At 75.6% G+C, this 22,643-nt stretch carries 25 protein-coding genes; 7 read left to right on the forward strand and 18 right to left on the reverse strand.

Going from position 1 to position 22,643, the window contains the following annotated elements:
• Positions 1 to 16: 16 nt before the first annotated feature.
• The 14 genes from AMIR_RS35380 to AMIR_RS07870 form a co-directional block, all read right to left on the reverse strand.
• Positions 17 to 1,822, reverse strand: coding sequence for a hypothetical protein (locus AMIR_RS35380; protein WP_049796760.1), 1,806 nt, complete (start codon positions 1,820 to 1,822; stop codon positions 17 to 19).
• A 26-nt stretch (positions 1,823 to 1,848) separates the two neighbouring features.
• Positions 1,849 to 2,940 carry a S8 family serine peptidase gene (locus AMIR_RS35385; protein ID WP_049796761.1) on the reverse strand — a complete coding sequence of 364 codons (1,092 nt, stop codon included), beginning with the start codon at positions 2,938 to 2,940 and terminating at the stop codon, positions 1,849 to 1,851.
• Between the two features lie 14 nt (positions 2,941 to 2,954).
• Positions 2,955 to 3,095 (reverse strand): hypothetical protein, encoded by a 141-nt coding sequence (locus AMIR_RS40045; RefSeq protein ID WP_187313493.1) that lies wholly within the window; start codon positions 3,093 to 3,095, stop codon positions 2,955 to 2,957.
• A gap of 447 nt (positions 3,096 to 3,542) precedes the next feature.
• On the reverse strand, positions 3,543 to 4,028 hold the full coding sequence (locus AMIR_RS07820) for a hypothetical protein (RefSeq protein ID WP_015800395.1): 486 nt from the start codon (positions 4,026 to 4,028) through the stop codon (positions 3,543 to 3,545).
• A 71-nt stretch (positions 4,029 to 4,099) separates the two neighbouring features.
• On the reverse strand, positions 4,100 to 4,459 hold the full coding sequence (locus AMIR_RS38860; RefSeq protein WP_015800396.1) for an SCO6045 C-terminal-like domain-containing protein: 360 nt from the start codon (positions 4,457 to 4,459) through the stop codon (positions 4,100 to 4,102).
• Positions 4,456 to 5,289: an MbnB/TglH/ChrH family RiPP precursor modification enzyme gene (locus AMIR_RS07830; protein ID WP_240438851.1), complete on the reverse strand. Its 834-nt coding sequence runs from the start codon at positions 5,287 to 5,289 to the stop codon at positions 4,456 to 4,458. Before AMIR_RS07830 ends, AMIR_RS38860 begins: the two co-directional genes overlap by 4 nt.
• On the reverse strand, positions 5,282 to 6,061 hold the full coding sequence (locus tag AMIR_RS07835) for a TIGR04222 domain-containing membrane protein (RefSeq protein WP_015800398.1): 780 nt from the start codon (positions 6,059 to 6,061) through the stop codon (positions 5,282 to 5,284). The genes AMIR_RS07830 and AMIR_RS07835 overlap by 8 nt, the downstream gene beginning before the upstream one ends.
• Before the next feature lie 30 nt (positions 6,062 to 6,091).
• Positions 6,092 to 6,406 carry a hypothetical protein gene (locus AMIR_RS07840; protein WP_041836639.1) on the reverse strand — a complete coding sequence of 105 codons (315 nt, stop codon included), beginning with the start codon at positions 6,404 to 6,406 and terminating at the stop codon, positions 6,092 to 6,094.
• A gap of 60 nt (positions 6,407 to 6,466) precedes the next feature.
• Positions 6,467 to 7,333 (reverse strand): TIGR04222 domain-containing membrane protein, encoded by an 867-nt coding sequence (locus AMIR_RS07845; protein ID WP_015800400.1) that lies wholly within the window; start codon positions 7,331 to 7,333, stop codon positions 6,467 to 6,469.
• Positions 7,305 to 8,216 (reverse strand): TIGR04222 domain-containing membrane protein, encoded by a 912-nt coding sequence (locus tag AMIR_RS07850; protein ID WP_015800401.1) that lies wholly within the window; start codon positions 8,214 to 8,216, stop codon positions 7,305 to 7,307. The genes AMIR_RS07845 and AMIR_RS07850 overlap by 29 nt, the downstream gene beginning before the upstream one ends.
• A 40-nt stretch (positions 8,217 to 8,256) precedes the next feature.
• Positions 8,257 to 9,177, reverse strand: a complete 921-nt coding sequence (locus tag AMIR_RS07855) for a TIGR04222 domain-containing membrane protein (protein ID WP_015800402.1) — start codon at positions 9,175 to 9,177, stop codon at positions 8,257 to 8,259.
• Between the two features lie 259 nt (positions 9,178 to 9,436).
• Positions 9,437 to 9,865 carry a peptide-methionine (R)-S-oxide reductase MsrB gene (msrB, locus tag AMIR_RS07860; protein ID WP_015800403.1) on the reverse strand — a complete coding sequence of 143 codons (429 nt, stop codon included), beginning with the start codon at positions 9,863 to 9,865 and terminating at the stop codon, positions 9,437 to 9,439.
• Positions 9,866 to 9,964: 99 nt separating this feature from the next.
• Complete coding sequence (locus AMIR_RS07865) at positions 9,965 to 10,279, reverse strand: hypothetical protein (RefSeq protein WP_015800404.1); 315 nt, start codon at positions 10,277 to 10,279, stop codon at positions 9,965 to 9,967.
• 295 nt (positions 10,280 to 10,574) lie between these two features.
• The gene (locus AMIR_RS07870) at positions 10,575 to 11,525 is read right to left on the reverse strand and encodes an asparaginase (protein WP_015800405.1); all 951 of its coding nucleotides are present in this window, start codon (positions 11,523 to 11,525) and stop codon (positions 10,575 to 10,577) included.
• An 89-nt stretch (positions 11,526 to 11,614) separates the two neighbouring features.
• On the opposite strand from AMIR_RS07870, the gene AMIR_RS07875 reads away from it, so the two are divergent.
• Positions 11,615 to 12,274 (forward strand): GntR family transcriptional regulator, encoded by a 660-nt coding sequence (locus AMIR_RS07875; protein ID WP_015800406.1) that lies wholly within the window; start codon positions 11,615 to 11,617, stop codon positions 12,272 to 12,274.
• 75 nt (positions 12,275 to 12,349) lie between these two features.
• Here AMIR_RS07875 and AMIR_RS07880 read toward each other — a convergent pair whose 3' ends face one another.
• Both AMIR_RS07880 and AMIR_RS07885 read right to left on the reverse strand, forming a co-directional pair.
• Positions 12,350 to 13,519, reverse strand: coding sequence for an acyl-CoA dehydrogenase family protein (locus AMIR_RS07880; protein WP_015800407.1), 1,170 nt, complete (start codon positions 13,517 to 13,519; stop codon positions 12,350 to 12,352).
• A gap of 29 nt (positions 13,520 to 13,548) precedes the next feature.
• Positions 13,549 to 14,700 carry an acyl-CoA dehydrogenase family protein gene (locus AMIR_RS07885; RefSeq protein WP_015800408.1) on the reverse strand — a complete coding sequence of 384 codons (1,152 nt, stop codon included), beginning with the start codon at positions 14,698 to 14,700 and terminating at the stop codon, positions 13,549 to 13,551.
• Between the two features lie 189 nt (positions 14,701 to 14,889).
• Between AMIR_RS07885 and ligD the strand changes: the two genes are divergently transcribed.
• Both ligD and AMIR_RS07895 read left to right on the forward strand, forming a co-directional pair.
• Positions 14,890 to 15,882 (forward strand): non-homologous end-joining DNA ligase, encoded by a 993-nt coding sequence (gene ligD / locus AMIR_RS07890; RefSeq protein WP_015800409.1) that lies wholly within the window; start codon positions 14,890 to 14,892, stop codon positions 15,880 to 15,882.
• Positions 15,883 to 15,922: 40 nt separating this feature from the next.
• Positions 15,923 to 16,285: a hypothetical protein gene (locus AMIR_RS07895; protein ID WP_015800410.1), complete on the forward strand. Its 363-nt coding sequence runs from the start codon at positions 15,923 to 15,925 to the stop codon at positions 16,283 to 16,285.
• Here AMIR_RS07895 and AMIR_RS07900 read toward each other — a convergent pair.
• Positions 16,282 to 17,262, reverse strand: a complete 981-nt coding sequence (locus tag AMIR_RS07900; protein ID WP_015800411.1) for a hypothetical protein — start codon at positions 17,260 to 17,262, stop codon at positions 16,282 to 16,284. The two genes, AMIR_RS07895 and AMIR_RS07900, sit on opposite strands and share 4 nt — an antisense overlap.
• Before the next feature lie 392 nt (positions 17,263 to 17,654).
• On the opposite strand from AMIR_RS07900, the gene AMIR_RS41560 reads away from it, so the two are divergent.
• The 3 genes from AMIR_RS41560 (at position 17,655) to AMIR_RS42635 (ending at position 19,581) form a co-directional block, all read left to right on the forward strand.
• The gene (locus tag AMIR_RS41560) at positions 17,655 to 18,158 is read left to right on the forward strand and encodes a hypothetical protein (RefSeq protein ID WP_015800412.1); all 504 of its coding nucleotides are present in this window, start codon (positions 17,655 to 17,657) and stop codon (positions 18,156 to 18,158) included.
• A gap of 211 nt (positions 18,159 to 18,369) precedes the next feature.
• Entirely contained in the window at positions 18,370 to 18,663 is a 294-nt protein-coding gene (locus AMIR_RS07910) for a hypothetical protein (protein ID WP_162945079.1), read from the forward strand.
• Positions 18,664 to 18,903: 240 nt separating this feature from the next.
• Positions 18,904 to 19,581, forward strand: coding sequence for a DUF6319 family protein (locus tag AMIR_RS42635; RefSeq protein WP_280956278.1), 678 nt, complete (start codon positions 18,904 to 18,906; stop codon positions 19,579 to 19,581).
• A 520-nt stretch (positions 19,582 to 20,101) separates the two neighbouring features.
• Here the strand turns inward: AMIR_RS42635 and AMIR_RS07920 are convergent.
• Positions 20,102 to 21,646, reverse strand: coding sequence for an alpha/beta hydrolase (locus AMIR_RS07920; protein ID WP_015800415.1), 1,545 nt, complete (start codon positions 21,644 to 21,646; stop codon positions 20,102 to 20,104).
• 90 nt (positions 21,647 to 21,736) lie between these two features.
• Between AMIR_RS07920 and AMIR_RS07925 the strand changes: the two genes are divergently transcribed.
• On the forward strand, positions 21,737 to 22,642 hold the full coding sequence (locus AMIR_RS07925; RefSeq protein WP_015800416.1) for an EamA family transporter: 906 nt from the start codon (positions 21,737 to 21,739) through the stop codon (positions 22,640 to 22,642).
• Position 22,643: the final 1 nt, after the last annotated feature.

The raw sequence follows: 22,643 nt of genomic DNA on the forward strand, positions 1-22,643 counted from the left end.
CGTCCCCGCGATCCGGCTAACGCTTGATCTTGTAGGCGCGCAGGGTCGTCTGCTCGAACCCGTTGCCCGCCCCGTCCGCGCCCCTGACCCGCAGCGACACGAACTCCCGGTCGCGCGGCAGGACCAGCAGCGCGCTGCCCGGCAGCACCGGGGCCCGCGCCCAGCTCGCCCCGTCGTCGTAGGACGCCTCCACGGTCAGCGACCGCAGCCCGCTCGCCCCACCGGCCCGCCGGAGCTCCAGCGGCAGCAGCGAGAACCCGGCCCGCGCCGCGCCGTCGCGGTCCAGCGCGGGCGTGAACCGGACCAGGGTCAGCGGCAGCTCGGCGCGGCCCGTTCCGACGTCGGCGCGGAACGTCCACGCGCCGCTGACCCGCGTGGAGAAGTCCGACGCGTCCTCGGCCCGCACCACCTCGGTGGACACCCGGTAGTGCGCCGCGCCCGGTGCGAGGGGGAAGTCGGCGCTGCCCGGCCAGGCGCTCTCGCCGACCGGCTTCCCGTCGCGCTCCAGCGCGGTCCGCGCCGACGCGGTGTCCGACGCGCCCAGGTTGCCCGCCCGGTCGCCGAACAGCGACAGCGAGAGCCGGAGCCGCCCGCCGTCGCGCACCAGCGGCGGGGTGCTCCAGTCCGCCAGCACCGGGCCGAACACCGGCTCGTTGGTGGAGCGCCGGTGCTCCCGGCCCGCCCGGTAGCACTCGTCGCCGCTGCTCTGGCCAGCGCTCCAGGCGAAGTCCGCCGCGCTCTGGGTGCACGTCCAGCGCCACCCCGGTTCGGTGTTCACGTGGTCGACGACGACGCCCGGCGCGGCCACCTCCGAGGACGCGCCCCACCCGCTGCCGTCGCCGAACACCGGGTTCCCGGCGTGCGAGGCCCGCTGCCCCTCGGGAGCGGGGCCGATCGTGGTGCGCACGGTCGCCAGCTCGCTCGCCCTCGGCTCGCGGACGAACCCGGCCCCCACCCCCGGCTCCTCCCAGCCGAAGCGGTAGAACGAGCCGTCCCCGCCCGCGAACTGGGCGCTCACCGACCGGGACTGCTGCCCGGCGGGCAGCTCGCCGCCGTTGCGACCCACCCACAGCTTCTCGGGGAACCCGCTGGGGAACAGGTAGTTGTAGCTCATCGCCCGGCCCTCGTGGACCTGGTGGATCGTGTAGCCGCCCACCAGCGGCTCGGCCGCCGGGTCGGGCGGGGTCACCCGCAGCGGCTCGGCCTCGCGCGCGTGCACGGTGAGGGTGGTGTCGCGGTCCAGCACCAGCGCGGGCCGGGTCAGCAGCGCCCCGCCCCCGGCCGTGGACATCGAGGACCAGACCCCGTACTCGCCGGGCGGCAGGGTGGCGGTGCTCTCCGCGCCGAGGAAGTACCGGGGCCTCGGCTGGTCCAGGTCGATCACGGCCGTGTCGCTCTCCTCGGCGGGCTCGCCGTCGCGCCCGACGTGCCGCACGGTGAGCGAGTACCGCTCCTGGGCCCGCTCGACGGACACCGGGGTGCGCACCAGCACCCCGCCGCCGGACGAGGCGGTGACCAGGCCGCTGTGCGCGCCGTTCGGCACGTCCGGGCGGGTGTCGCCGGTGACCCGCGCCGTCGCCGTCCCGCCCGCGGGCACGGTCAGCGTCGTGGGGGCGACGGTGAGCACGCCGGTCGTCGGCCTCCTGTCCGGGCCGACCGCGCCCACCGCCAGGTCCAGCACCACGGGTGCGCCGGAGTCGTTGCGGTACACCAGGTCCCTGGTGACGGGCTCGTCGTCGTCGTGCGGCCACTCCCGCACGCCCAGCGCCAGGCTCGACGGCTCCGCCGACGCCTCCAGCGCCAGCGCCCGCGCCACGTCCACCCGGCCGGAGCCCTGCTGGTGCGGGGTCAGCGCGGGGTGGCCATGGACGTGCCGGACATCGACACGTGCCCCTCGTCCACCGGCGTGCCCTCGATCCCGTGCCGGGAGCGGGCGGTGACGACGTCGGCGCCGGGCGCGGTCACGTCCGGTTTCACGGCGCTGTCGCCCAGGCTCGGGCCCCGGCTGGAGAACGGGGCGAGCCCGTCCCGCCGGTCCACCGCGCCCACGGTCGGCGCCGAGTCGGCGGAACCGGGGGAGCCGATCGTGCCCGGCCTGCCCGAGTTGCCCGCCGCGACGACGAACAGCGCCCGGTCGGACAACGACTCCACGGCCTCCTCGACCGGGTCGAGACCGGGCGTGTCGGTGCCGCCCAGGCCCAGGTTGACCACGGCCGCGCCCTGCTCCACCGCCCACTGCATCCCGGCCAGGATCCAGGACTCGGCGCAGCCGTCGAGCACGCACACCTTGCCGTCCAGCAGCTCGGCGTCCGGGGCCACACCTCGGTGGGCGCCGCCGGTGGAGGCGATCGTGGCCGCCACGTGCGTGCCATGGCCGACGTCGTCCACGTGCTCGGCGGAGTCGGTGAAGTCAGCCCGCGCGACCTCGCGGCCGGCCAGCTCCGGGTGCTCGTCGTCGACGCCGGTGTCGAGCACCGCGACCTTCACGCCCGCGCCGGTGTACCCGGCCTCCCAGGCGGCGGGCGCGCCGATCTGCTCCGTGCTGCGGTCCAGGCTCGGCCGCATCACCCCGTCCAGCCACACCTTGCGCACGCCCGGATCGGCCAGCAGCTCCGGGAACGCCGCCCCGGACTTCGGGGCCAGCGCGGCGACCGCGCCCGCGAGCGGCAGCTCCCGGCGGACCTCCAGCGCCGAGGTCCGCCCGTCGCCGTCGCGCGTGACGACCACCGGCACGCTGTCCCGGCGCGCGTCGTCGTAGCCCGCGTCGACCAGCCCGGTCACGTCGAACAGCCTCGGGTCCAGCTTCCCCGACTCCAGCGCGGGCACCGCGTCCTGCGGCACCACGTGCAGCCGCCCGCCCGCCAGCACGGTCCGGAACACCTGGTGCTCGCGCCCCGGCCCGGCCACGACCTCGCCGACCCCGCCACCGCGCAGCGCCACCCGGTCACCGGTGATCAGCGTGACCTCGGTCCGCTCCCCGGACCCCGGCCTGACCGGCGGTCCCCGCGCTGGTCGGCCGAGGCGACCCCCGTCGCGCCCACCAGCAGCGCGACCGCGGTGACGAGCACCGCGCCGCGCTTCCCGCTCCACGTCACAACCGGACACCTCCCGTGTCGGCGCCGCGCGCGGTCTGCGCGCGGCGGGAGGCGCGGCGCCGGTGCGGGCGGCGGCGAGCCGGGAGGAGCCCCGCACCCTCAACCGGGAACGACGCTAGCGAGATCGACATCGGGCGCGCAGCGGCCGGGCGGCGGCACTTCGCCGGTCCGGGGACGCCGGGGTGTGCTCTGGCGCGGTGAACCTGACCGCGCCACCGGACACCGGGGCCGCTGACCAGGCCAGAGCGGCCTTGACCCGCTGCCCGGTCCAGTCCGGTTGCCGCCCCGAGGGCCCCGGCTGGAGAACGGGGCGAGGCCAGCCTGCCGTTGTCGTCCGCCGCGACGACGAACAGCGCCCGGTCCGAGAGCGGCTCCACGACGGCTTCGAGCGGGTCGGTCTCCGGGATGTCAGGGGCACCACGTCCGGCGGGTTCCGGCTCGGTCGGGCTAGCGGGTGGTCACCGCGCCGTCCGCCGCGACGGACACGCCCGCCTGCGCGGCCTCCGGCGTGCACCCCGGACCGTTCGGCCGGGTCGCCAGGGGCCGCAGCTCCCCGGTGTGGCGCAGCAGTTCCACGCCCGCCGCGTCGCGCAGCACCAGCGTGGCGGTGACCGGCTCCTCGGTCAGCTCCGGGACCACGACGAAACCGACCTTCCCCGGCCCCGGCCCGGACACCGCCCCGCAGGTGTCGTCCGGCCGGGTCCCCGAGCAGCTCGTGGTCACCACGACCCGCTCGTCGCGCAGCTCGACCGGGTGATCGGCGCAGCCGCCCGCCCCGCACAGCCGCAGCGTCCCGGAACCGGCGCCCGGCAGGTCCACGTCCAGGGTCACCCCCGCCACCGCGCCGATCAGCGTGCAGGCGGTCCCGCCACCCGCGTCCCCGCACCCGGCCAGCGCGAGCAGCACCGGCAGCACCACCCAGGACTTCCGCATGACCCCAGGACGCGACAACCCGGCCCGGAGGTTGCCCGCGCGTGGTGAGCAAGCGCTTTCCGCGTGGGTGGTCACCGCCCGAAACGCCACCACCGCCGCCGCTCGCCCGCAGAGGCGCGCGGCGCGGCCAGCTCGCCCCGCGCCACCGCCCACTCGGCGAACGCCGCCGCGTCCTCCCGCATCCGGCTGCCATCCCCGCGCGGGTTGCCCCGCGCGTACTCGGCGAACAGCGGCCGGAACCGCTCGCCCAGCTCCCCGGCGACGTCCGGCCGGATCGCGGCCACCACCGACCGCCGCTTGTTCAGCAGCGACCGGGCCTCCACCCGCAGCCGCTCCGCGTCGAACCCGCTCGGCGCGGGCCCGTCCGCGAGCAGCGCCCGCAGCAGCTCGCCCTGCGCCGCCGCCAACCGCTCCCGCTGCGGCCCCGTCACCCCAGCACCGCCCGGATCGCGGCCAGCTCGGCGGCCAGCTCCGCGTCCGACGGGTAGTCCCCGTCCCGCTCCAGCAGCGCGCCCGGCGGGTCGACCCGCTCCCGCAGCCGCGCCAGCACGTCCAGCACCTGCGGCAGCACCGCGGCGGTGTGCGTGTCGTGGTAGACCCCGTCGTGCTCCTCGCCGCCCGCGACGTGCACGTACGCCAGCCGCTCCAGCGGGATCTCGTCCAGGAACCGCTCGACGTCCGTGCCGAGGTTGCGGGCGTTCGCGTACAGGTTCGCCACGTCGATCAGCAGGTGGCAGTCGGTGCGCTCCACCAGCTCCGCGAGGAACCGCCCCTCGCTGAGCTCGCTGTCCGGCCACTCCAGCAGCGCCGCGACGTTCTCCAGCGCCAGCGGCACGGGCAGCATCGCCTGCGCCGCCCGGACGTTGGCCACCAGCACGTCCAGCGCCTCGCGGGTGCGCGGCACCGGCATCAGGTGCCCGGAGTCCAGCCCGCCCGCGCGCACGAAGCACACGTGGTCGCTGACCAGCGGCGCGCCCAGCTCCTCGGCCAGCGCCCCGAGGTGCGCCACCCGCGCCGGGTCGACCGGGTCGGCCCCGCCGAGCGAGAGCGACACCGCGTGCGGCAGCACCGGCACGCCGCGCTCGCGCAGCAGCCGCACCGACTCGGGCAGCCGCCCCGGCCGCAGGTTCTCCGCCACCACCTCGACGAAGTCGACGCCGGGCAGCCGCTCCACCGTCAGGTCGATCTCGGACCGCCAGCCGATGCCCACGCCCAGCCGCTCCACCACGTTCCCCTCCCGTCCCGGCGACCGGTCAGTCACCGCCGCCACCACCACAACCACCGCCGCACCCGCTGCCGCCGCCGGAGTCACCCGAGCCGGAAGCGGTGCCGCACGACGAGAATCCGCCGCCGTGCCCGCTCCCGCACCCCGCCCCACCGGACGCCCCGGCCGAGCGCTTGCCTCCCCGCCGCCTCGCCGCCCCGGCCAGCGACCTCCGCGCGTCCGCCGAGAGGGGCACCGAGTGGCGCCCGAGCAGCCCCCTGGCCGCCACGACCCGCTCCTGCCCGTCCGGCACACCGGGGGGCACGGCGCGGGCCTGCCGAAGCACCCGCCTTCCCGCCCTGGTCAGCGGTCCGCGCTGGAGCAGCAGCACGACGTTCAGCACCACCCCGGCCACGAGCACGACCAGCGCGACCGGGACGAGCACCTCCAGCACGAACGCGCACACCGCCGCGAGCACCGCGACCAGGAGCGCGGGCGGGCGGGCCAGCGACACCGCCCGCCGCCGCCCCGGTGTGCGCACCAGCCCGCGCCGCACCAGCTCCGCGGGCACCGAGCGCGCCTCGGGTCCGCCCGCCACACCCGCCACCACGTCGCCGAGCGCCTGCCCGGAGCGCGCCAGCACGGCGGCCTGCGGCCCGGTCCGCGCGCCGCCGCCCAGCACCGCGCTCACCACGCCGTCCCTGGAGATCCGCGCCGACCCGGTCACCGCCAGGGCCGCCACCGCCACCTCGGCGACCCGCCAGGGCCCGCCGACCAGGCAGGCCACCTCCTCGGGGTGCAGCTGCCCGGCCCGAACCGCGCTCGTCATGCCCGTCCTCCCCCGTCCCGGCGCGCGGGGTCAGTCCCCGCCGCCACCGCCGTCCCCACCGCCGCCGCTGCCGCCGCCGTCCCCGCCGCTGCCGCTGCCGCTGCCGCACGAGGAGTCGCCGTCCCCGCCCTCGAACTCCAGCTCGGGACCGGACCCGCGCTTCTCACCGGGAGCGGGCAGCGACCGCACCGCGCCCGCCGGGACGCCCACCACCCCGTGCGCGCCCGCCGACCGGTGCCGCCCGCGCGGGCCGTGCAGCGCGATCACGCGCTCGGGCCAGTCGGGCAGCTCCGCCGCGTGCAGCCGCCCGGCCCGCACCGACACCGCCACCGCCAGCCCTCCCACCGCTCGGCGGCCGTCCCCCTCGGGGACTCCCGGACCGCTCGGGCGTCGTCCACCGGAAGCTCAGTCGCCGCCGCCACCACAGCCGCCACCGCACCCGGAGCCGCTGTCGGAACCGGAGTCCGAGCCGCCATCGGAGCCCCAGCCCGACGAGTCCGCGCCGCCGCCGTCGCTCCGGTCGCTCCACCCGCTGCCGGACCACCCGCTGTCCGCGTGGTGCACGCCGCCGTCGCCGCCGCCGTAGTACGCGCCACCCCCGGTCGCCGCCCCGACCTTCGCCGCGTTGCGCGGCCTGCGCATCGTGCGCACCGCGCTCTCCGGCACCACGGTGAACTCGTGCGCGGGCCGCCCCTGGAACCCGCCCTGCAACCCCACGAGCGCGATCACCCGCTCCGACCAGTCGACCCGCCCGGCGATCGCCGACGGCGCGTCCCGCAGCACCGCGCGGCCCCGGCCGTTGACCATGCCCTTCCAGAACCCGAGGCCGTACCGCACCAGCAGCAGCGCCACCAGCAGCGCCAGCTTCGCGACGAAGTGCTCGGGCAGCACCACGAGCGAGGCCGCGAGCAGGCAGGCCAGCATCACCAGCACCACGCGGGCCGCGCGCAGCCGCTCCTGGAACGCGGGGGAGCGCAGCAGCCCGAGGGCCAGCAGCTCGTCGCGCACCGCGCGGGCCCCGATGCTGTCCGAGGCCTTCTCCACCACGTTGCCCAGGTGCTGCCCGAGGTGCGCGAGCACCGCCGCCTGCGCCCCGGTGCGCGGGGACGCCCCGCTCACCGCGCTGACCACGCCGTTCCGCCCGACCCGCACCGCGCCCGCCCGCACCAGCGCGAGCACCGCCACCTCCACGACCCGCCGAGGCCCACCGGCCAGGCAGGCCAGCTGCTCGGTGGTGAGCCCGTCAGCCCGCGTCGCCGCCGAAGTCGCCATCCCAGTCCTCCACCCACTCCGCGGCCAGCCACCCGCCGACGAACCAACCGCCCGCGGCGAGCAGACCGCTGCCCCGCTGCCAGCGCAGCGGCTCCACCTCGACGGGGCGCCCGCGCCTGGGCAGCCGGACCTGGGACGTCTCGGGTTCCCCGATCGGTTCCGCCCGCTCGCCGTCGAACACGGCCGTCTCCGCCCGCGTCACCGGCTGTTCGCCCGGCGCCTCCCGGACGGACCCGCGCACCGCCGACGCCAGCCCGAACCGGGCCGCCAGCTCGGCCGCGTCGACCGGGGCGAGCCCGGCGGTGGCGTCCGCCAGCGCGCGCGACCCGGCGCGGGTGAGCACCGGGGGAGCGCCCAGCAGCAGCACCACGGCCGCGACGCCGGTCAGCGCCAGCCCGACGACCCCGACCGCGCCCAGCCGGAACGCCGAGAGCGCCGCCGGGACGACCAGCGGGACCACGCTCAAGGCGGCCCGCCGCAACCGGGCGCGCGGCGGCACGAGCAGCCCGCCGCGCACCAGCTCCCGCCCGATGGCCCGCGCCGGGGCGGAGGACGCCGCGCCCAGCAGCAGCTCGTCCAGCCCGCGCGGCCGGTCGCCGAGCGCGCCCAGCAGCTCCGCCGCCAGCGCGGTCGGCTCCTCCCGCTCCTCGGGCGTGCCGACCGCCGCCGCGCGCCCACCGGACACCCGCGCCCGGTTCTGCGCCACCAGCGAGGCCAGCGCCACCTCGGCCGCCCGCACCGGCCCTCCGGCCAGGTACCCGACCTCTTCGAAGGTCGGCGCCCGGCGCGGCGGTGTCCCGGCGACCCGCTTGAGCCGCGCGCCGACCACCACCGCGCCGAGGAGCAGGACGCCGAGCACCAGGGCGAACACCGCGTCGGTCATGCGACCAGACTAGGAGCCCCGGCAGGCGCGCCGGGGCGTTTCAGCTGCTCCCGCCGCCACCGCAGCCACCACCGCCCCCGCCGCCGCAGCCTCCACCCCCGCCGCCGTCCCCGCCCCCGGAGCTGCCGGAGCCGCCGTCGAACCCGCCGTAGTAGGCCACGCCCGCCGTGCCGCCACCGCTGGACGCCCAGCTGCGCGAGCGCGCCGTCGGCCGGACCGCGTTGCGCACCTCCGCGTCCGGGTGCGCCGAGAACCCGTGGAACAGCACCGCCTCCACGGCGGGCGACGTCGGCCCGAACGCGCCCCAGCCGCCGACCAGGCCCCTGGTGCGCGCGTCCGCGACGAGCGCGACGCCCCGCGCGGTCCTCCTCGGCAGGAACCTCGTGCCCAGCACGAACACCAGCACGGCGGTGAGCAGCAGCTGGAGGGTCAGCCAGCCGACGGGGGCGTCGATCCGCACCCCGTTGACCCAGCGCACGACCCCCACGAGCGCGACCAGCAGCATCGGCAGCACGCCGATCCGCAACCACTTCCTCGCCCGCTCGGGGGAGATGAGCAGCCCGGCCAGGACCAGCCGCCGCTCCACCTCCCGCACGGCGGGGCCGTCCGCGACGGACGTGAGCAGCAGCGGAAGGGTGCGCCGCTCGTAGCGGGCCGCGTCGGCGAGCACGGCGGCCTCCACCGGGTTGCCCGGCCTGGCGCCCTTGACCCGGCTCACCGTCCGGTTCCGGCCCGGTCGCAGCGCGCCCGCGTCGAGCAGCGCCGCCGTGGCCACCTCGGCCGCCCGCAGCGGGCCGCCGACCAGGTAGGCCAGCTCGGGCAGCGTGAGCGCGGCTGCGGGGTCCGCTCCCCGCGTCCCCCGCAGCCACCACCTCGTCAGGACCGCCAGCGCCAGCGCGACGCCCAGCGCGATCCAGTACAGCTCCAAGAACTCCGGGCCCGAAAGCCCCCACGGACGCATCACGAACCACCCCCTCGTGAACCTCCGACCGTCAGCCGGTCAGCGGTGTTCCGGGGCAATCGTGTGCGCTGCGCCACACCGGTCACAAGTGAGTTGGGCAAGCCTTGAGGTCCGAGGCCCGCCCGGTGCGGCGCCGTGGCGCGTCAGGAGGAAGAACCCCCGTCGACGCCGCTCGAACCCTCGCCGTCAGTCCCCTTGAACACGCGCATGACCCCTCCAACGCTCTCGACGTCCCGAGTGAGTAGCGCGGTCCAGTCTGCTAGACCGAGGGCTTCTCGACCAGACGCAAACTGATCGAGTTGATGCAGTAGCGCTGATCGGTGGGCGTCGCGTACCCCTCGCCCTCGAACACGTGGCCCAGGTGGCTGTGGCAGGCGGAGCAGAGCACCTCCGTGCGGACCATGCCGAGCGCCCGGTCCTCGCGCAGGATGACGCGGTCCGCCGCGAGCGGCGAGAAGAACGAGGGCCAGCCGCAGTGCGAGTCGAACTTGGTGTCGCTGCGGAAGAGCTCCGCGCCGCACGCCCGGCAGTCGTACACGCCCTCGGACTTGGTGTCGGTGTACTCCCCGACCCACGCGGGTTCGGTGCCTGCCTCGCGCAGCACCGCGTACTCCTTCGGGGTCAGGATCTCCCGCCACTCCAGCTCGGAGTGGACCACCTTCGGGGTGGTGCCGGTGACAGGTTCCATGACGGTGATTTTAGTCGAGCCCGGCGCGGGGGCCCGCCGGTCGGACCGGCCGCCGGTCGGGGCCGCTCCCCGCGCGAACCCGGACCTCGCCCGCGCCCGCTAGTCGAACAGGGTCGCGATGATGTCGCCGAGGCTGTACCAGACGCCCGCGCCCGCGCCGAGCAGGATCAGCACCACGATCAGCACCGCCCCCTGCCTGCGCAGACCGCCCGCGCGGTTGGCCGAGTCGGCGAAGTCGGACACGCCCGCGAGCGAGCCCTCGACGGTGTAGGTGGGGTGCTCCCTGCGCATCCGGTCGAGGTGCGCGGCGAACGCCCTGGTCTCGGGGTCGTCCGGGTCGAGGCCGATCAGCTCGTCGTCGACGCTGGTCGACGGCAGGTCGTCGGGTGAGTCGGCGGCGTGCGCGCTGGCCATGCGCACAGGGTAGTGCCGGGACGATCGCGCGCCAGTGAGCCGGAGGAGCGGTTCGGGAGCGGGGCAACCCGTCGGGGACCCGGCCCCCGGACGGGTGGCGGCGGAGGCGTCGCCGCTGGTCGGCGGGCGTGTCGCCGGCTCCGGGCGGCGTCGTCGGCGCTGCTCCCGGCGGGTGCTCGCCGCTGCTCCGCGAGCGTGCCCCGGCGGGTGGTGATTTCACCGGGCAGTGGCTCCCGGTGGTCGGGCCGGCGTCCGCGCGCTCACCCCCAGCGGGAGCGCGCGGACGCCGTGGTCCTCAGGCCGGGACGGGGGCGAAGGCCGGGCGGATCGCGCCCACCGGCTCGCCGTGCCCGAGCACCGGGACGGAGGCCAGCTCCCGCGGCACGTCCACGCCCAGCGCGCGCAGCGCCGCCGCCAGCACCACGGTCCTGGCCCGGCTGGACCCGTCGGCGATCTTGCAGGCCGCCGCCGAGCCGTCCGGCAGCCCGATCGCGTACACGCCCTCCGCGCCGTCCTTGGCGACCGAGCCGGGGATCGCGCGCATCAGCGCCGTCACGTCCCGCCCGGTGCCGCCGACCCACTCCGGGTGGCCGCCCATGGCGGTCGCGACCCGGTGCTCCGGCGTGCCCGGCTCTGCGGCGGCGATCGCGCCGAACGCCCTGGCCAGCCCGGTGAGGCCGATCCCGAGCAGCGGCGCGCCGCACCCGTCGACGCCGACCGCGCCCACCGGCTCGCCCGCCAGCTCCGCGAGGGTCGTGGCGATCGCGGTCTGCAGCGGGTGGGCCGGGTCGAGGTAGTCGGCGGTGGACCACCCGTTGGCCACGCAGGTCGCCAGCATCGCCGCGTGCTTGCCCGAGCAGTTCATGTACTTCGGCTCGGCGCCCCGGCCCAGCGCGTGGTGCGCGACCAGGGCGCGCTCGCCGATCGGCAGGCCGGGCGTGCAGCGCAGGTCGTCGAACCCGAGGCCCGCGCCCGACAGGATCCGCTGCACGCCGTCGACGTGGAAGTCCTCGCCGGAGTGGCTGGCGCAGGCCAGCGCGAGCAGCTCGCGGTCCAGGTCGAGGCCGTTGCGCAGCATCGCGAGCGCCTGGACCGGCTTGTTCGAGGACCGGGGGTAGCAGACCTCGTCGGGCGAGCCGACCGAGAGCACCGCCGTCCCGGACGGGGCCAGGGCGACGACCGAGCCGTGGTGCACCGACTCCAGGAAATCGCCGCGCCACACCTCGGCGACCAGCTCGTGCGCCATGTCCCGCCCTCCTCGCTGGGCCGTCCGGCCCAAGCTGTCAACTGTTGGCAGTTAACAGCACGGGAGGGCCATGTGCTAGAGAGACTTCCGTGACACCGCCGATCCCGCTGGGGCTGACCGGGCAGACCGTGGACGCCCTGCGCGAGATCGTCCTGTCGGGCGAGGTGTCCGCAGGTCAGCGGGTCAACGAGGTCGAGCTGGCGGCGAGGCTGGGCATCAGCCGGGGGCCGGTGCGCGAGGCGATCCGGCAGCTGGCGTCCGAGGGGCTGCTGGTGCTCGTCCCCAACCGGGGCGCGTACGTGCCCGTCGCCGACGCCACCGAGGTCACCCTGCTGTTCGAGCTGCGCACGGCGCTGGAGTGCGCCGCCGCCGGGCTCGCCGCGGCCCGGCGCTCCGAGGCGGACGTGACCGCGATGCGCGCCGTGTGCGCCGAGTCCCGGCGCAGCCACCGGGCGGGCGAGCGGTTCCCGCACCGGCTGGACCTGGCCTTCCACAACGCCCTGCTCGACGCCGCCGCCAGCCCCCGGATCGCCGAGCAGGTGCGGCTGGTCCAGCAGCGGGTGGTGCTGCTGCGCAGCGCGCTGCGCGACGACCCGCCGCACCAGACCGCGTCGCTGGACGACCACGAGGCGCTGGTCGACGCGGTCGAGGCCGGCGACGGCGCGCGGGCCGCCGAGGTCATGCGGGCGCACCTGGAGCGGGTGCGGGTGCAGCTGGTCGCCGAGGTCGGGGCCGGGCCCCGGAGCTGAGTCCCGGAGCCGAGTCCCGGAGCCGGATCGCCGGCGGGAGCGCGGGCGGACCGTCCCCGGCCCGCCCGCCCGCCGTCACCCCAGCGAGCCGGTGACCTTCGCGTGCCCCTTCAGCAGGTTCCGCGCGATCGTGCGCCGCTGGATCTCGTCCGTGCCCTCGTAGATCCGCAGCAGCCGCAGCTCCCGGTACCACCGCTCCACCGGCAGCTCCCGCGTGTAGCCCATGCCGCCGTGGATCTGGAGCACCCGGTCCACGATCTCGTTCGCCTTCACCCCGCCGTACAGCTTCGCGATCGACTGCGCGTGCCGCGAGTCCACGCCCTGGTCGACCAGCCACGCCGCGTGCAGCACCAGCCACCGCAGCGCCTCCACCTCCACCGCGGAGTCGGCGATCATCCACTGGATCGCCTGGTACTCGGCGATGGGCTTGCCGAACGTGACCCGGTTCCTGGCCTGCTCGACCGCCATCTCCACCAGCCGCTCGCACGACCCGAGCGCCCGCGCGGGCAGCAGGTACCGCCCCTGCCCGATCCACTGCATGGCCAGCCGGAACCCGCCGCCGACCTCGCCCAGCACGTTCTCCGACGGCACCCGCACCTCGTCGAACACCAGCGCCGCCGGACCCCACTGGCCCATCGTGGAGATCGGCTCCGAGCGCCACCCCATGTCCCGGTCCACCAGGAAGCAGGTGACGCCGCCGTCGGCGCCCCTCTCCCGGTCGGTCACCGCGAACACCATGGTGAAGTCCGCCTCGTGCCCGCCGGTGATGAACGTCTTCTCGCCGCTGATCACCCAGTCGTCGCCGTCGCGGCGCGCGGACGTGCGGATCGCCTTCGCGTCCGACCCCGCGCCCGGCTCGGTGATCGCGAAGCACGACACCCGCTCGCCGGAGATGGTCGGCAGCAGGTAGCGCTCCTTCTGCTCCTCGTTGCCGTGGAACAGGATGTTGTCGGCGTAGCCGCCGAACCGGAACGGCACGAACGAGCGCCCCAGCTCGGTCTCCAGCAGCGCCGCCATCACCGCGCCCAGCCCCATCCCGCCGTACTCCTGCGGCGTGAGCACGCCGAAGAACCCCGACGCGCGGGCCTTGGCCTGGAGCTCGGCCAGCTCGTCGCCGGTGAGCCCCGGCTGCCCTGCCCGCTCGCGCCGCAGCACCTCCGGCTCCAGCGGCGTGATCTCCCGGCGCACGAACTCCCGGACCCAGTCCCGGACCTGCGTCTGCTCCTCGTCGAGCGCGAAGTCCATCCGTTTGCCTCCCAAGCGGGCCTTCGCCCTCAGGTGAACGCGCTGACCCCGGTCAGCGCCCTGCCGATCAGCAGCCTCTGGATCTGGCTGGTGCCCTCGTACAGCGTGGTGACCCTGGTGTCCCGCAGGTGCTTGGCCACCGGGTGGTCGTCGAGGTAGCCGTACCCGCCCAGCACCTGCACCGCCCGGTCGGCCACCCGCACCGACGCCTCGCTCGCGTACAGCTTCGCCATGGACGCCTCGGTGCGGAACGGCTCGCCCCGGTCGGCCAGGTCCGCGCAGCGCCAGGTCAGCAGCCGGGCGGCGTCGGTCTCCACGGCCATGTCCGCCAGCAGCTCCTGCACCAGCTGGAACCCGGCGATGGGCCTGCCGAACTGCTCGCGCTCCCGCGCGTACCGCAGCGCCGCCTCCAGCGAGCCCCGCGCCGCGCCGACGCACCCGGCGGCCACCGACATGCGGCCCCGGTCGAGCGCGGCCATCGCCAGCGCGAAGCCGCCGCCCTCCTCGCCGAGCAGCGCGTCGTCGGGCACGGGGACGTCGTCGAGCAGCAGCTCGGCGGTGGCCTGGCCGCGCATCCCGAGTTTGCCCCGGATCTCGCGCGCGGTGAAGCCGGGGGAGTCGGTGGGGACCAGGAACGCGGTGACACCGCGCGGGCCGGGGCCGCCGGTGCGGGCGAAGACCAGCGCCACGTCCGCCCAGGTGCCGTTGGTGATGAAGACCTTCCGGCCGCTCAGCCGCCAGCCGCCCGCGACGCGCGTGGCCGACGCGGCGAGCGAGCCCGCGTCCGAGCCGGTGTCCGGTTCGGTGAGCGCGAAGCAGCCCAGCAGCGCGCCGGAGCACAGCCCCGGCAGCCAGCGCTCGCGCTGCGCGTCCGCGCCCGCCCGCGCGATGGTCTTCGCGACCAGGCCCAGCGACACCGACACGATGCCGCGCACCGCCGAGTCGCCCGCCGCCAGCTCCTCCAGGACCAGGCAGTACGCGAGGTGGTCGCCGCCGCTGCCGCCGTGCTCCTCGGGGACGCCGATGCCCAGGAACCCGATCTTGCCCAGCGCGGGGACCAGGTCGCGGTCGATGGACTCGTCGCGGTCCCAGCGGGCGGCGTGCGGGGTGATCCGGTCGGCGGTGAACTCCCTGGCCACCTCGCGCAGCTGCCGGTGCTCGGCGGACAGGCTCAGGTCCACGGTCGCGGCCTTCCCGTCGTTGGGCTCCCCGGCCGTCCAACGTAGGACGGGGTCGCCGGGGCGGCAAGGTCCCGGCTTCGGCCTCCGATCTTCGGCCCCTCGATCCTGCGGCCCGGATCTTCGGCCCCTCGACCTCCGGCCTGGATCTTCCGCCGCGCCGCTGTCGGTCCCCGCCGCTACGCTCCGGCCGTGGCCCAGGCTCTGGAACTCACCGTCGGCGAGCGCGTGGTGCGGGTGTCCAACCCGGACAAGGTCTACTTCCCCGAGCGGGGCATCACGAAGCGGCAGGTGGTCGAGTACTACCTGGCCGTCGCGGAACCGCTGCTCGCGGTGCTGCGCGACCGGCCGACGACGTTGAAGCGGTTCGTCGACGGGGTGGCGGGGGAGGCGTTCTACCAGAAGCGGGTGCCGAAGGGCGCGCCCGAGTGGGTGCGGACGGTCGGCGTGCGCTTCCCGTCCGGCAGGCCCGCCGAGCAGGTCAGGCCGACCGAGGCGGCGGTGCTGGCGTGGGCGGCGAACCTGGGCACGCTCGACTTCCACCCGTGGCCCGTGCGAGCCGGCGACACCGACCACCCGGACGAGCTGCGCGTGGACCTGGACCCGCAGCCGGGCACCGGGTTCCGCGAGGCGGTGGAGGTGGCGGGGGTGCTGCGGGAGGTGCTGGGGGAGCTGGGGATGACCGGGTACCCGAAGACCTCCGGTGGGCGCGGGGTGCACGTGGCGGTCCGGATCAGGCCGGAGTGGGACTTCGTGGACGTGCGGCACGCGGTGATCGCGCTGGGCCGCGAGGTCGAGCGGAGGGCCCCGGACCTGGCGACCACGTCGTGGTGGAAGGAGGAGCGCGGCCGGAAGGTGTTCCTGGACTTCAACCAGGCGGCGCGGGACCGGACGATCGCGTCCGCGTGGTCGGTGCGGGGAACGCCGGGCGCGACCGTGTCGACGCCGGTGACGTGGGAGTCGCTGGGCGAGGCGGACCCGGTGGCGTTCGACGTGCGCACGGTGCCGGACTACCTGCGGGACGTGGGCGACCCGCACGCCGGGCTGGACGGGGAGGCGTTCGGGATCGAGGAGCTGCTGGGCTGGTACGCGAACGACCCGAGGGGCGAGCTGCCATACCCGCCGGACTACCCGAAGATGCCGGGGGAGCCGCCTCGGGTGCAGCCGTCGCGGAAGCGGGGCTAGAGCTGGGAAGCGGAGCGCGTGCTGGACGAGAGGGGACGCGATGACGACGCACCGGCTGTTGCCGACCGAGGACGTCTCGGACGACCTCGCGGACGCGGAGACGCTGTTGGTGTGGACGCCGGATCGGCGGTGGCGGTCGTGGACGTGCCCGGCGTGCGGCTGCACGCAGGCCAGCTACCACCTGCCCCGTGACCTGCCGCTGTGCGCGGGCTGTGTGCGGCGCCGCCGCGAGGGCAAGGCGCTGTTGTCGGCGTTCGAGGTGTGGCAAGAGGTGTTGGCCTCGCCGGAGGTGAAGGCCGCCGGGGCGTCGGGGCGGCCGGAGGCGAGTGCCAGCGCCCCCGTCCTTCCACGGAAAGCGGGGCTGCTGAGGTTGTCGGGAGACTTGGTGAGGTGGATGTTCTAGGGCCGTCCCAACGCCGCTCGCACCTCGGGGAGGACGGCCCTGATCCATGTCGAGTGCTTCTCACACGCGGTCCGCAGTTCGTCCGTCGTCGAGGCCCGGCCGTAGTACTCGCCGATGGCGGTGCCCGCAATGGGCAGCACGTCGCAGAGGTCGGCTGCCAGCTCCAAATGGCGGTCCTCGTACCTCTTGGTCGAGATGCTCAATCCGCGGCCTTCGGCGGCCAGGTCGTAGTCCATCCAGTCCGCGATCTTCCAGGGAGCGACGTGACTGGCGCCGCTGAGGTGTCGGTACAGAGTCGCACCGCGTGTACCCAGGACCGCCTTGATGACGCCGGAGTGTGTGAACCGCGCCGCGATGGTGGAGCCTGCCAGCGCCACCTCGCCCTTCTTGTTCACCGTCATGCCCGCGTCCTGCACCTTCTTGATGTGCTCGGTGAACGCCTTGCGATCCGCCTTCGCTTCGGTGGCCCAGTCCTCCTCTCCGGCCGCCCACCATCCGAAGGCTGCAGCGCGGACTGCCCGCTCGGCGTTTCCGGCGGTGGGATCGAGCAGCCAAGCCGCCGTGCAGGAGCCCTCCAGGGCGGCTCGGAGGTTGGAGAACGGGGCGAAGCCAGGCCAGGAGACCGTGTTGGCGTCGATCTCCTCGTGGGTCGCGTGCGGGTACATCGGCCCGACGATTTTCAGGTTGTGCAGCGCGGCGATGGCGGAGTGCGACGCCGTGTGCACTCCGAACGCCAGGATCTTGCGCCGCCCGACTGCCTCCGGTCCGTCGAGAACGCCGACGTCGTCCCAGTTCTGGCCGTGTGTGTCCGAGTGTGTGCGGTCTGTCAACATGGCGTGCCAGGCATCCGCCATGGCGTCATAGGTGATCCGCAGCGCGTCGTTGCTGGAGAATGCCTCATCGTCGGAAGCAGTGGTGCTGATGTTCATCGGGGCCTTCCCGGTGGAGCCGGATCCGGAGAAGTTGATGGTCGACACCGCGCCAGGACGACGCCAGCGACTTTTCCGGGCACTCTTTGCTCACCAGGGGCATCTGCGGAACTGCCACTCGATCGTGTGGGATTCCAATCGAAGCTGACTCACGATAAGCAGGAGGCGGCACCGCGCGGGGCGAACCGCAGCCGCAGCGAGCCCTGGAGAACCCCTACGTCGTGCCCGCCGTGGTGGGCGCGAAGCACCGGGCCGCGCGGGAGGCGGTGCGCGCGGCAGGGCTGTCCGCGCCGCGTGAGGAGGACGCCACCGGGCGGGGTCGCTGGATCGGGTGGGGCCCGCGGTGGTGAGCTGCGGGAACGCCGGGGACCGAAGCCGCGCCGGTAACGGTCGTCCGGGCGTTCGCGACCTCCGGGTGTTCCGCTCACCAGGAGGTCGTCGTGGTCCAGCAGTTCCCGTCGAACGGGTCGAGGTCGCCGCGCGTCGGGCTGTGGGTCGCCGGCGTGGTCGGGGCGCTGATCGTGCTGGGCCTGGTGGCGAACGGGCGCGGCGGGGACACCGGGGCGGAGGGCGGGGTCGCCGAGCGGTCCAGCGCGGCCCCGGTTCAGCTCACCTCGGTGGGCGCGTCCGCCACCTCGGTGGGCGCGTCCGCCACCTCGGTGGGCGCTGCGGCGGTCAGCGTGGCGGAACCCGCGCCGCTCCCGGAGCCGTCCCCCGTCGAGACCTGCGTGGTGCCGGACGTCGTGGGCGTGGTCCACCAGACCGCGCAGGACACCATGCAGGCGGCCGGGCTCTACCTGCTGCACGAGGAGGACGCCACCGGGCAGGGGCGGCTCCTGCTGTACGACCGGAACTGGGTGACCACCGCGCAGAGCGTCCCGGCGGGACAGGTGGTGGACTGCTCGACCGCGATCACGCTGTCCGCCAAGAAGATCGGCGAGTGAGGGGCTGAGACCCAACGGGGCCGACCACCACGACCACCCGCTGCCCGCACCGCGCGTCCGAGGCGCCGGGCAGGCGAGCGCCACGCGGCGCCCCCGCCTCCACCCCTGACCACGTTCTCCCTGCTCACGACCGCGCACGAGTTGCGCCGACCGGCGGAAGTCCGGTTCGGGCGGTCGATCGGGCGCTGCTCCTCTCGTACCATGGACCCGGTTGTCGGTCGGTCCCGAGGAGGTGGGCAGGGTGGTGGACTCCTACGTCGTCCGGTACGTCGGCGGGCCGCTCGACGGGCGGGTCGACTCGGTCGCGCGGCCACGGCCCGAGCCGCGGCCGACCGTCAAGCACGTGCACCTGCACGGCGGGCCCAAGATCGTGCACCACTACGACCTGCACTACGCCGTCGAGTACGGGTGCGAGTACCGGCTCCGCGTCGACGACGAGGACGGGGTCGGGGACGAGCGCGGGGACGACGGCGACGGCGCGTGCACAGGCGCGGGCGAGGGCTGAGCGGGGCCCGACCGCGAGCCTGGCCGCCGCACGCGGGTGATCATCCACTGTGGACTCGGCCGCCGTCCGCGGCCCCACCGCCGCCACCCGGCGCGATTTCCCTTGCGCCGCAAAGCCAACCGCCTCCTTGCGCTCCGCAGTCACCCGGTCGCACAGTGGTGTCCCCGCGTGCGCGAGGGGCAGCCACCCGCCGGGAATGTCGGTGCCGTAGGGCAAGCTGCACCCCGAAGAAGTTGATCAGTGGAGGTGCCGATGGCCAAGGCCAAGCAGAGTCTGTCCCCCGAGGACCTCGACCACCTGCGGGCTGAACTCGACGCGGGTCGGCAGCCCCCGGTGTGGTTCACCGCCTCGGCGGTGGGGATGGAGGCGGGCAAGTCGGCCAAGGTGCTGGCGCTCACCGACCCGCCGGAGGGCGATTTCATCCAGGTCCGCCCGACCGGGGCCAGGGACGAGCTGTCCTTCTCCCCGGCCGAGCTGACCCTGGAGAAGCCCGCCCCCCGCAAGAAGGAGCCCGCCCCGCCCCCGCCGCCCCCCGTCGCCACCCCGGCGGCGGAGACGTCGGTGGAGCCGACCCCGGTCGAGCACATCTACACGCCCGAACCGCCCCCGAAGCCCAAGCCCGCCGCGAAGCCCGCGCCGAAGAAGCCCGCCAGGGGCGTCGAGGTGACGGTCACGCTCAACTCCACCGCCGACGGCGAGTGGACCGTGGACGTGCAGAGCGGCAGCAAGCGCACCCTGCGCGCGGCGCCCATCTCCGCCGCGCTGGTCGCCCAGGCGGCCCGGTCGCTGCTGCCCGAGGTGCACGAGGCGGTCGAGGGCGTGCTCGCGGCGGCGCGGGAGAAGCACCTCGCCCGCGTCGAGCAGCTGCGGTCCGAGCTGGAGGCGGCTCAGCGGGCGCTGGACGAGCTGTCCGAGTGACCCCGGTGTCGCCGGAACGCTCAGCCCGGTGACCACGCAGTGCTACTCAGTGGTGATCTGCACTCCGCGATCGGGTGAGGGTACTTCCGCTGCGCAGCGGCAGGGCGCACGGTGAGGGCGAAATACCTTCGGGAGCGGGTAGGACCGCTCGACACGGGGAGGTCAATCATGGCGGTAGAGAGCACGGCGGCGGAGCGGCCCGCGGCCGGGGGTTGCGGCTGCTGCGGCGGCTGCACCGGCCCTGGGTGCGGCTGCTGCTCCAGCTGCTGACGAGGACGAACGGGTTCCGGCCCCGGTCGCGCCACGCGCGCGGCCGGGGCCGGTCCGCGTCCGCGCCGGGCCCTCCGGGGCGTTCACCGCGCGCACCCACCAGAGCCCCGCGCCAAGGCGGAACGGTTCGGGGGGAGCGCCGGGCGCCCACCCCGGAAACCGGCCCGAGAACGCCGACGGGGGCACGTCCGGGGCTCCTGAAGCCCCCGTCCGCACCCCCGAGTGGTCACCAACCGTCACCAGGCGCCGGTCACGGCGGGCACACGGTGTTGTCCGACGGCACCTTCCCGTCGACCAGGAAGTCCTTCGCGAACCCCGCCGCGCAGGCCGAGTTCACCAGCGCCCCGTGCCCACCGCCCTGCCAGCTGACCAGCACCCCGCCGGGCAGCGACTGGGCCACCCGCTCGGTCCCCGCCTTCGGCGTCACCGGGTCGGCGTTCGTGCTCACCACGAGCACCGGCGGCGTCTGCTCCAGCTTCGGCGCCTTGTCCAGCTGCGGCACCGGGAACGGCCCGCACACCAGCAGCTGCCGCGCGTGCCACGCCCCGAACAGCGGGTGCTTCGCCCCCCAGTCCTCCGCCAGCGCCGCCACCCGCTCGGGTGGCACCCGCGAGGAGGTGTCGTTGCAGGTCGTCACGATGCCCGCGTCCAGCCGGGGCGGGTCCGCCTCGGTGCCGCCCACCAGAGGGGCGACGAACCGCGCCAGCGGCGCCCCGTCCCCGCCCTCGGCGGCCACCAGCGCGTCGGCCAGCTCCGCCCAGCGCCCGCGCTCGGCCAGCCCGACCAGCACCGCCCTGGTCGCGGTGCCCGCCGTCACGTCGATCCCGGCCGGGTCCCGCAGCGGCGTGGCCCGCAGCCCTTCCAGCAGCGCGGTGAACCGCTTCTCCGCGTCCGACCCGAGCGCGCACCGGCGCACCGCGCAGTCCGCCGCGAACGCCGCGAACGCCTCCTGCGCCGCCACCGCCTTCGCCTCGGCCACGCCCATCACGTCCAGCGTCGGGTCGGGCGCCCCGTCCAGCACGAACCGCCCCACCGCCGACGGGTACCGCGCCGCGTAGGTGGTCAGCACCTTCGAGCCGTCGCCGACCCCGATCGCGTTCAGGTGACCCAGCTTGAGCTCGCCGCGCAGCTGCTCCAGGTCGGCGGCCGTGCGCCAGCTGTCCAGCGCGGTCAGCTGGTTCTCCATGTCCAGCACGCACTCCTGGCTGGCCCGCCCGACGTGCTCCAGCAGCCGCTCCTGCGAGAGCGCCGCCGGGTCCGACTCGACGATCCCCAGCCGCGCGGGCCCAGGGACGCACTGCACGCCGTCCGAGCTGCCGGTGCCCCGGCGGTCCATCCCGATCAGCGTGAACGTCCGCAGCAGCTCGGCGGGCAGCGCGGCGGCCATCCGGGCCGCCAGCACCGTGCCGGGATCGCCGTCCGGGTCGCCGAGCACGACCAGCGCGCTCTTGCCCGACCCCACCTTCAGCAGCTCCACCTGCAACGACCCGCGACCGGGGCGGCTGGGCGCGTCCAGCCGGGCGCTCATCCGCGCGCAGTCGTAGGTCAGCCCGCCGGTGGGCTCCCCGGCGGCCATCCGGGTCCTGGTCACGGTGGTGCAGTCGGACCAGTCGATCCGGCCGCCGAAGTCCTCCAGGCCGGGCAGCTCCCGCGTCCCGGACGCCGCGGTGGGCGGCGCCTGCCCGTCCCCGCCGCCACGCACGGCGATCACCGGCCGCGTCGACGGGCCCGCGCTGCACGCCGCCAGCGCGCTCAGTGCCACCAGGAACAGGGCGGCGTGACGCCGACGCGGCACAGTCGTTCCCACCTCTCAGACGACGGACATCGCAAAGAGTCACACAGTCCAGGTGAGACTTCGGTGAGTGCCACGGGGGACGATGGGGGCGTGGTCACCGCGCACGTCGACAGCACCCCCGCACCCCGCTCGCCCCTGGCCGCCGCCTCCGCCGCGGTGGCGAAGGGGGTGTCCGCCGTCCCGCCCACCGCGCTGCTCCTGCTGGGGGTGATCAGCGTGCAGGTGGGCGCTGCGGTCGCCAAGCACCTGTTCGCCCAGGTCGGGGCGTCCGGGGCGGTCACGCTGCGGCTCGTGCTGGCCGCGCTGGTGCTGGTGGTGGTGTGGCGGCCGTCGCTGCGGATGCCGGCGCGGACGTGGGTGGTGGTCGGCGGGTTCGGCGTGGTCCTCGGGGCGATGAACCTGCTCATCTACCAGGCGATCGAGCGCATCCCGCTGGGCGCGGCGGTCACCATCGAGTTCCTCGGGCCGCTGTCGGTGGCGGTGCTCGGGTCCCGGCGGTGGGTGGACGGGCTGTGGGCGGTGCTCGCCGGGGTCGGGGTGCTGCTGCTGGCCAGGGCGGACGGCGGGCTGTCGTTCGCCGGGGTGGCGTTCGCGCTGGGGGCGGCGGCGTGCTGGGCCGCCTACATCCTGCTGTCGGCCGCCGTGGGCGGACGCACCAGCGGGGGCGGCGGGCTGGCGCTGGCGATGGTCGTCGGGTCGCTGGTGGTCCTGCCGTTCGGGATCGGGGAGGCCGGGGCCGAGCTGGTGGACCCGACGGTGCTGCTGATCGGGCTGGGGGTGGCGCTGCTGTCCTCGGTGGTGCCGTACTCGCTGGAGCTGGAGGCGCTGCGGCGGATCCCGTCGCGGACCTTCGGGGTGCTGATGAGCCTGGGACCGGCCGCGGCGGCGCTGGCCGGGCTGGTGCTGCTGGGGGAGCGGTTGAACTGGGTGCAGTGGGGCGCGGTGGCCTGCGTGGTGGCGGCCTCGATCGGGGCGACCCGCAGCGCCCGGCGGTGAG

The sequence above is a fragment of the Actinosynnema mirum DSM 43827 genome, from assembly GCF_000023245.1.
GTDB lineage: Bacteria > Actinomycetota > Actinomycetes > Mycobacteriales > Pseudonocardiaceae > Actinosynnema > Actinosynnema mirum.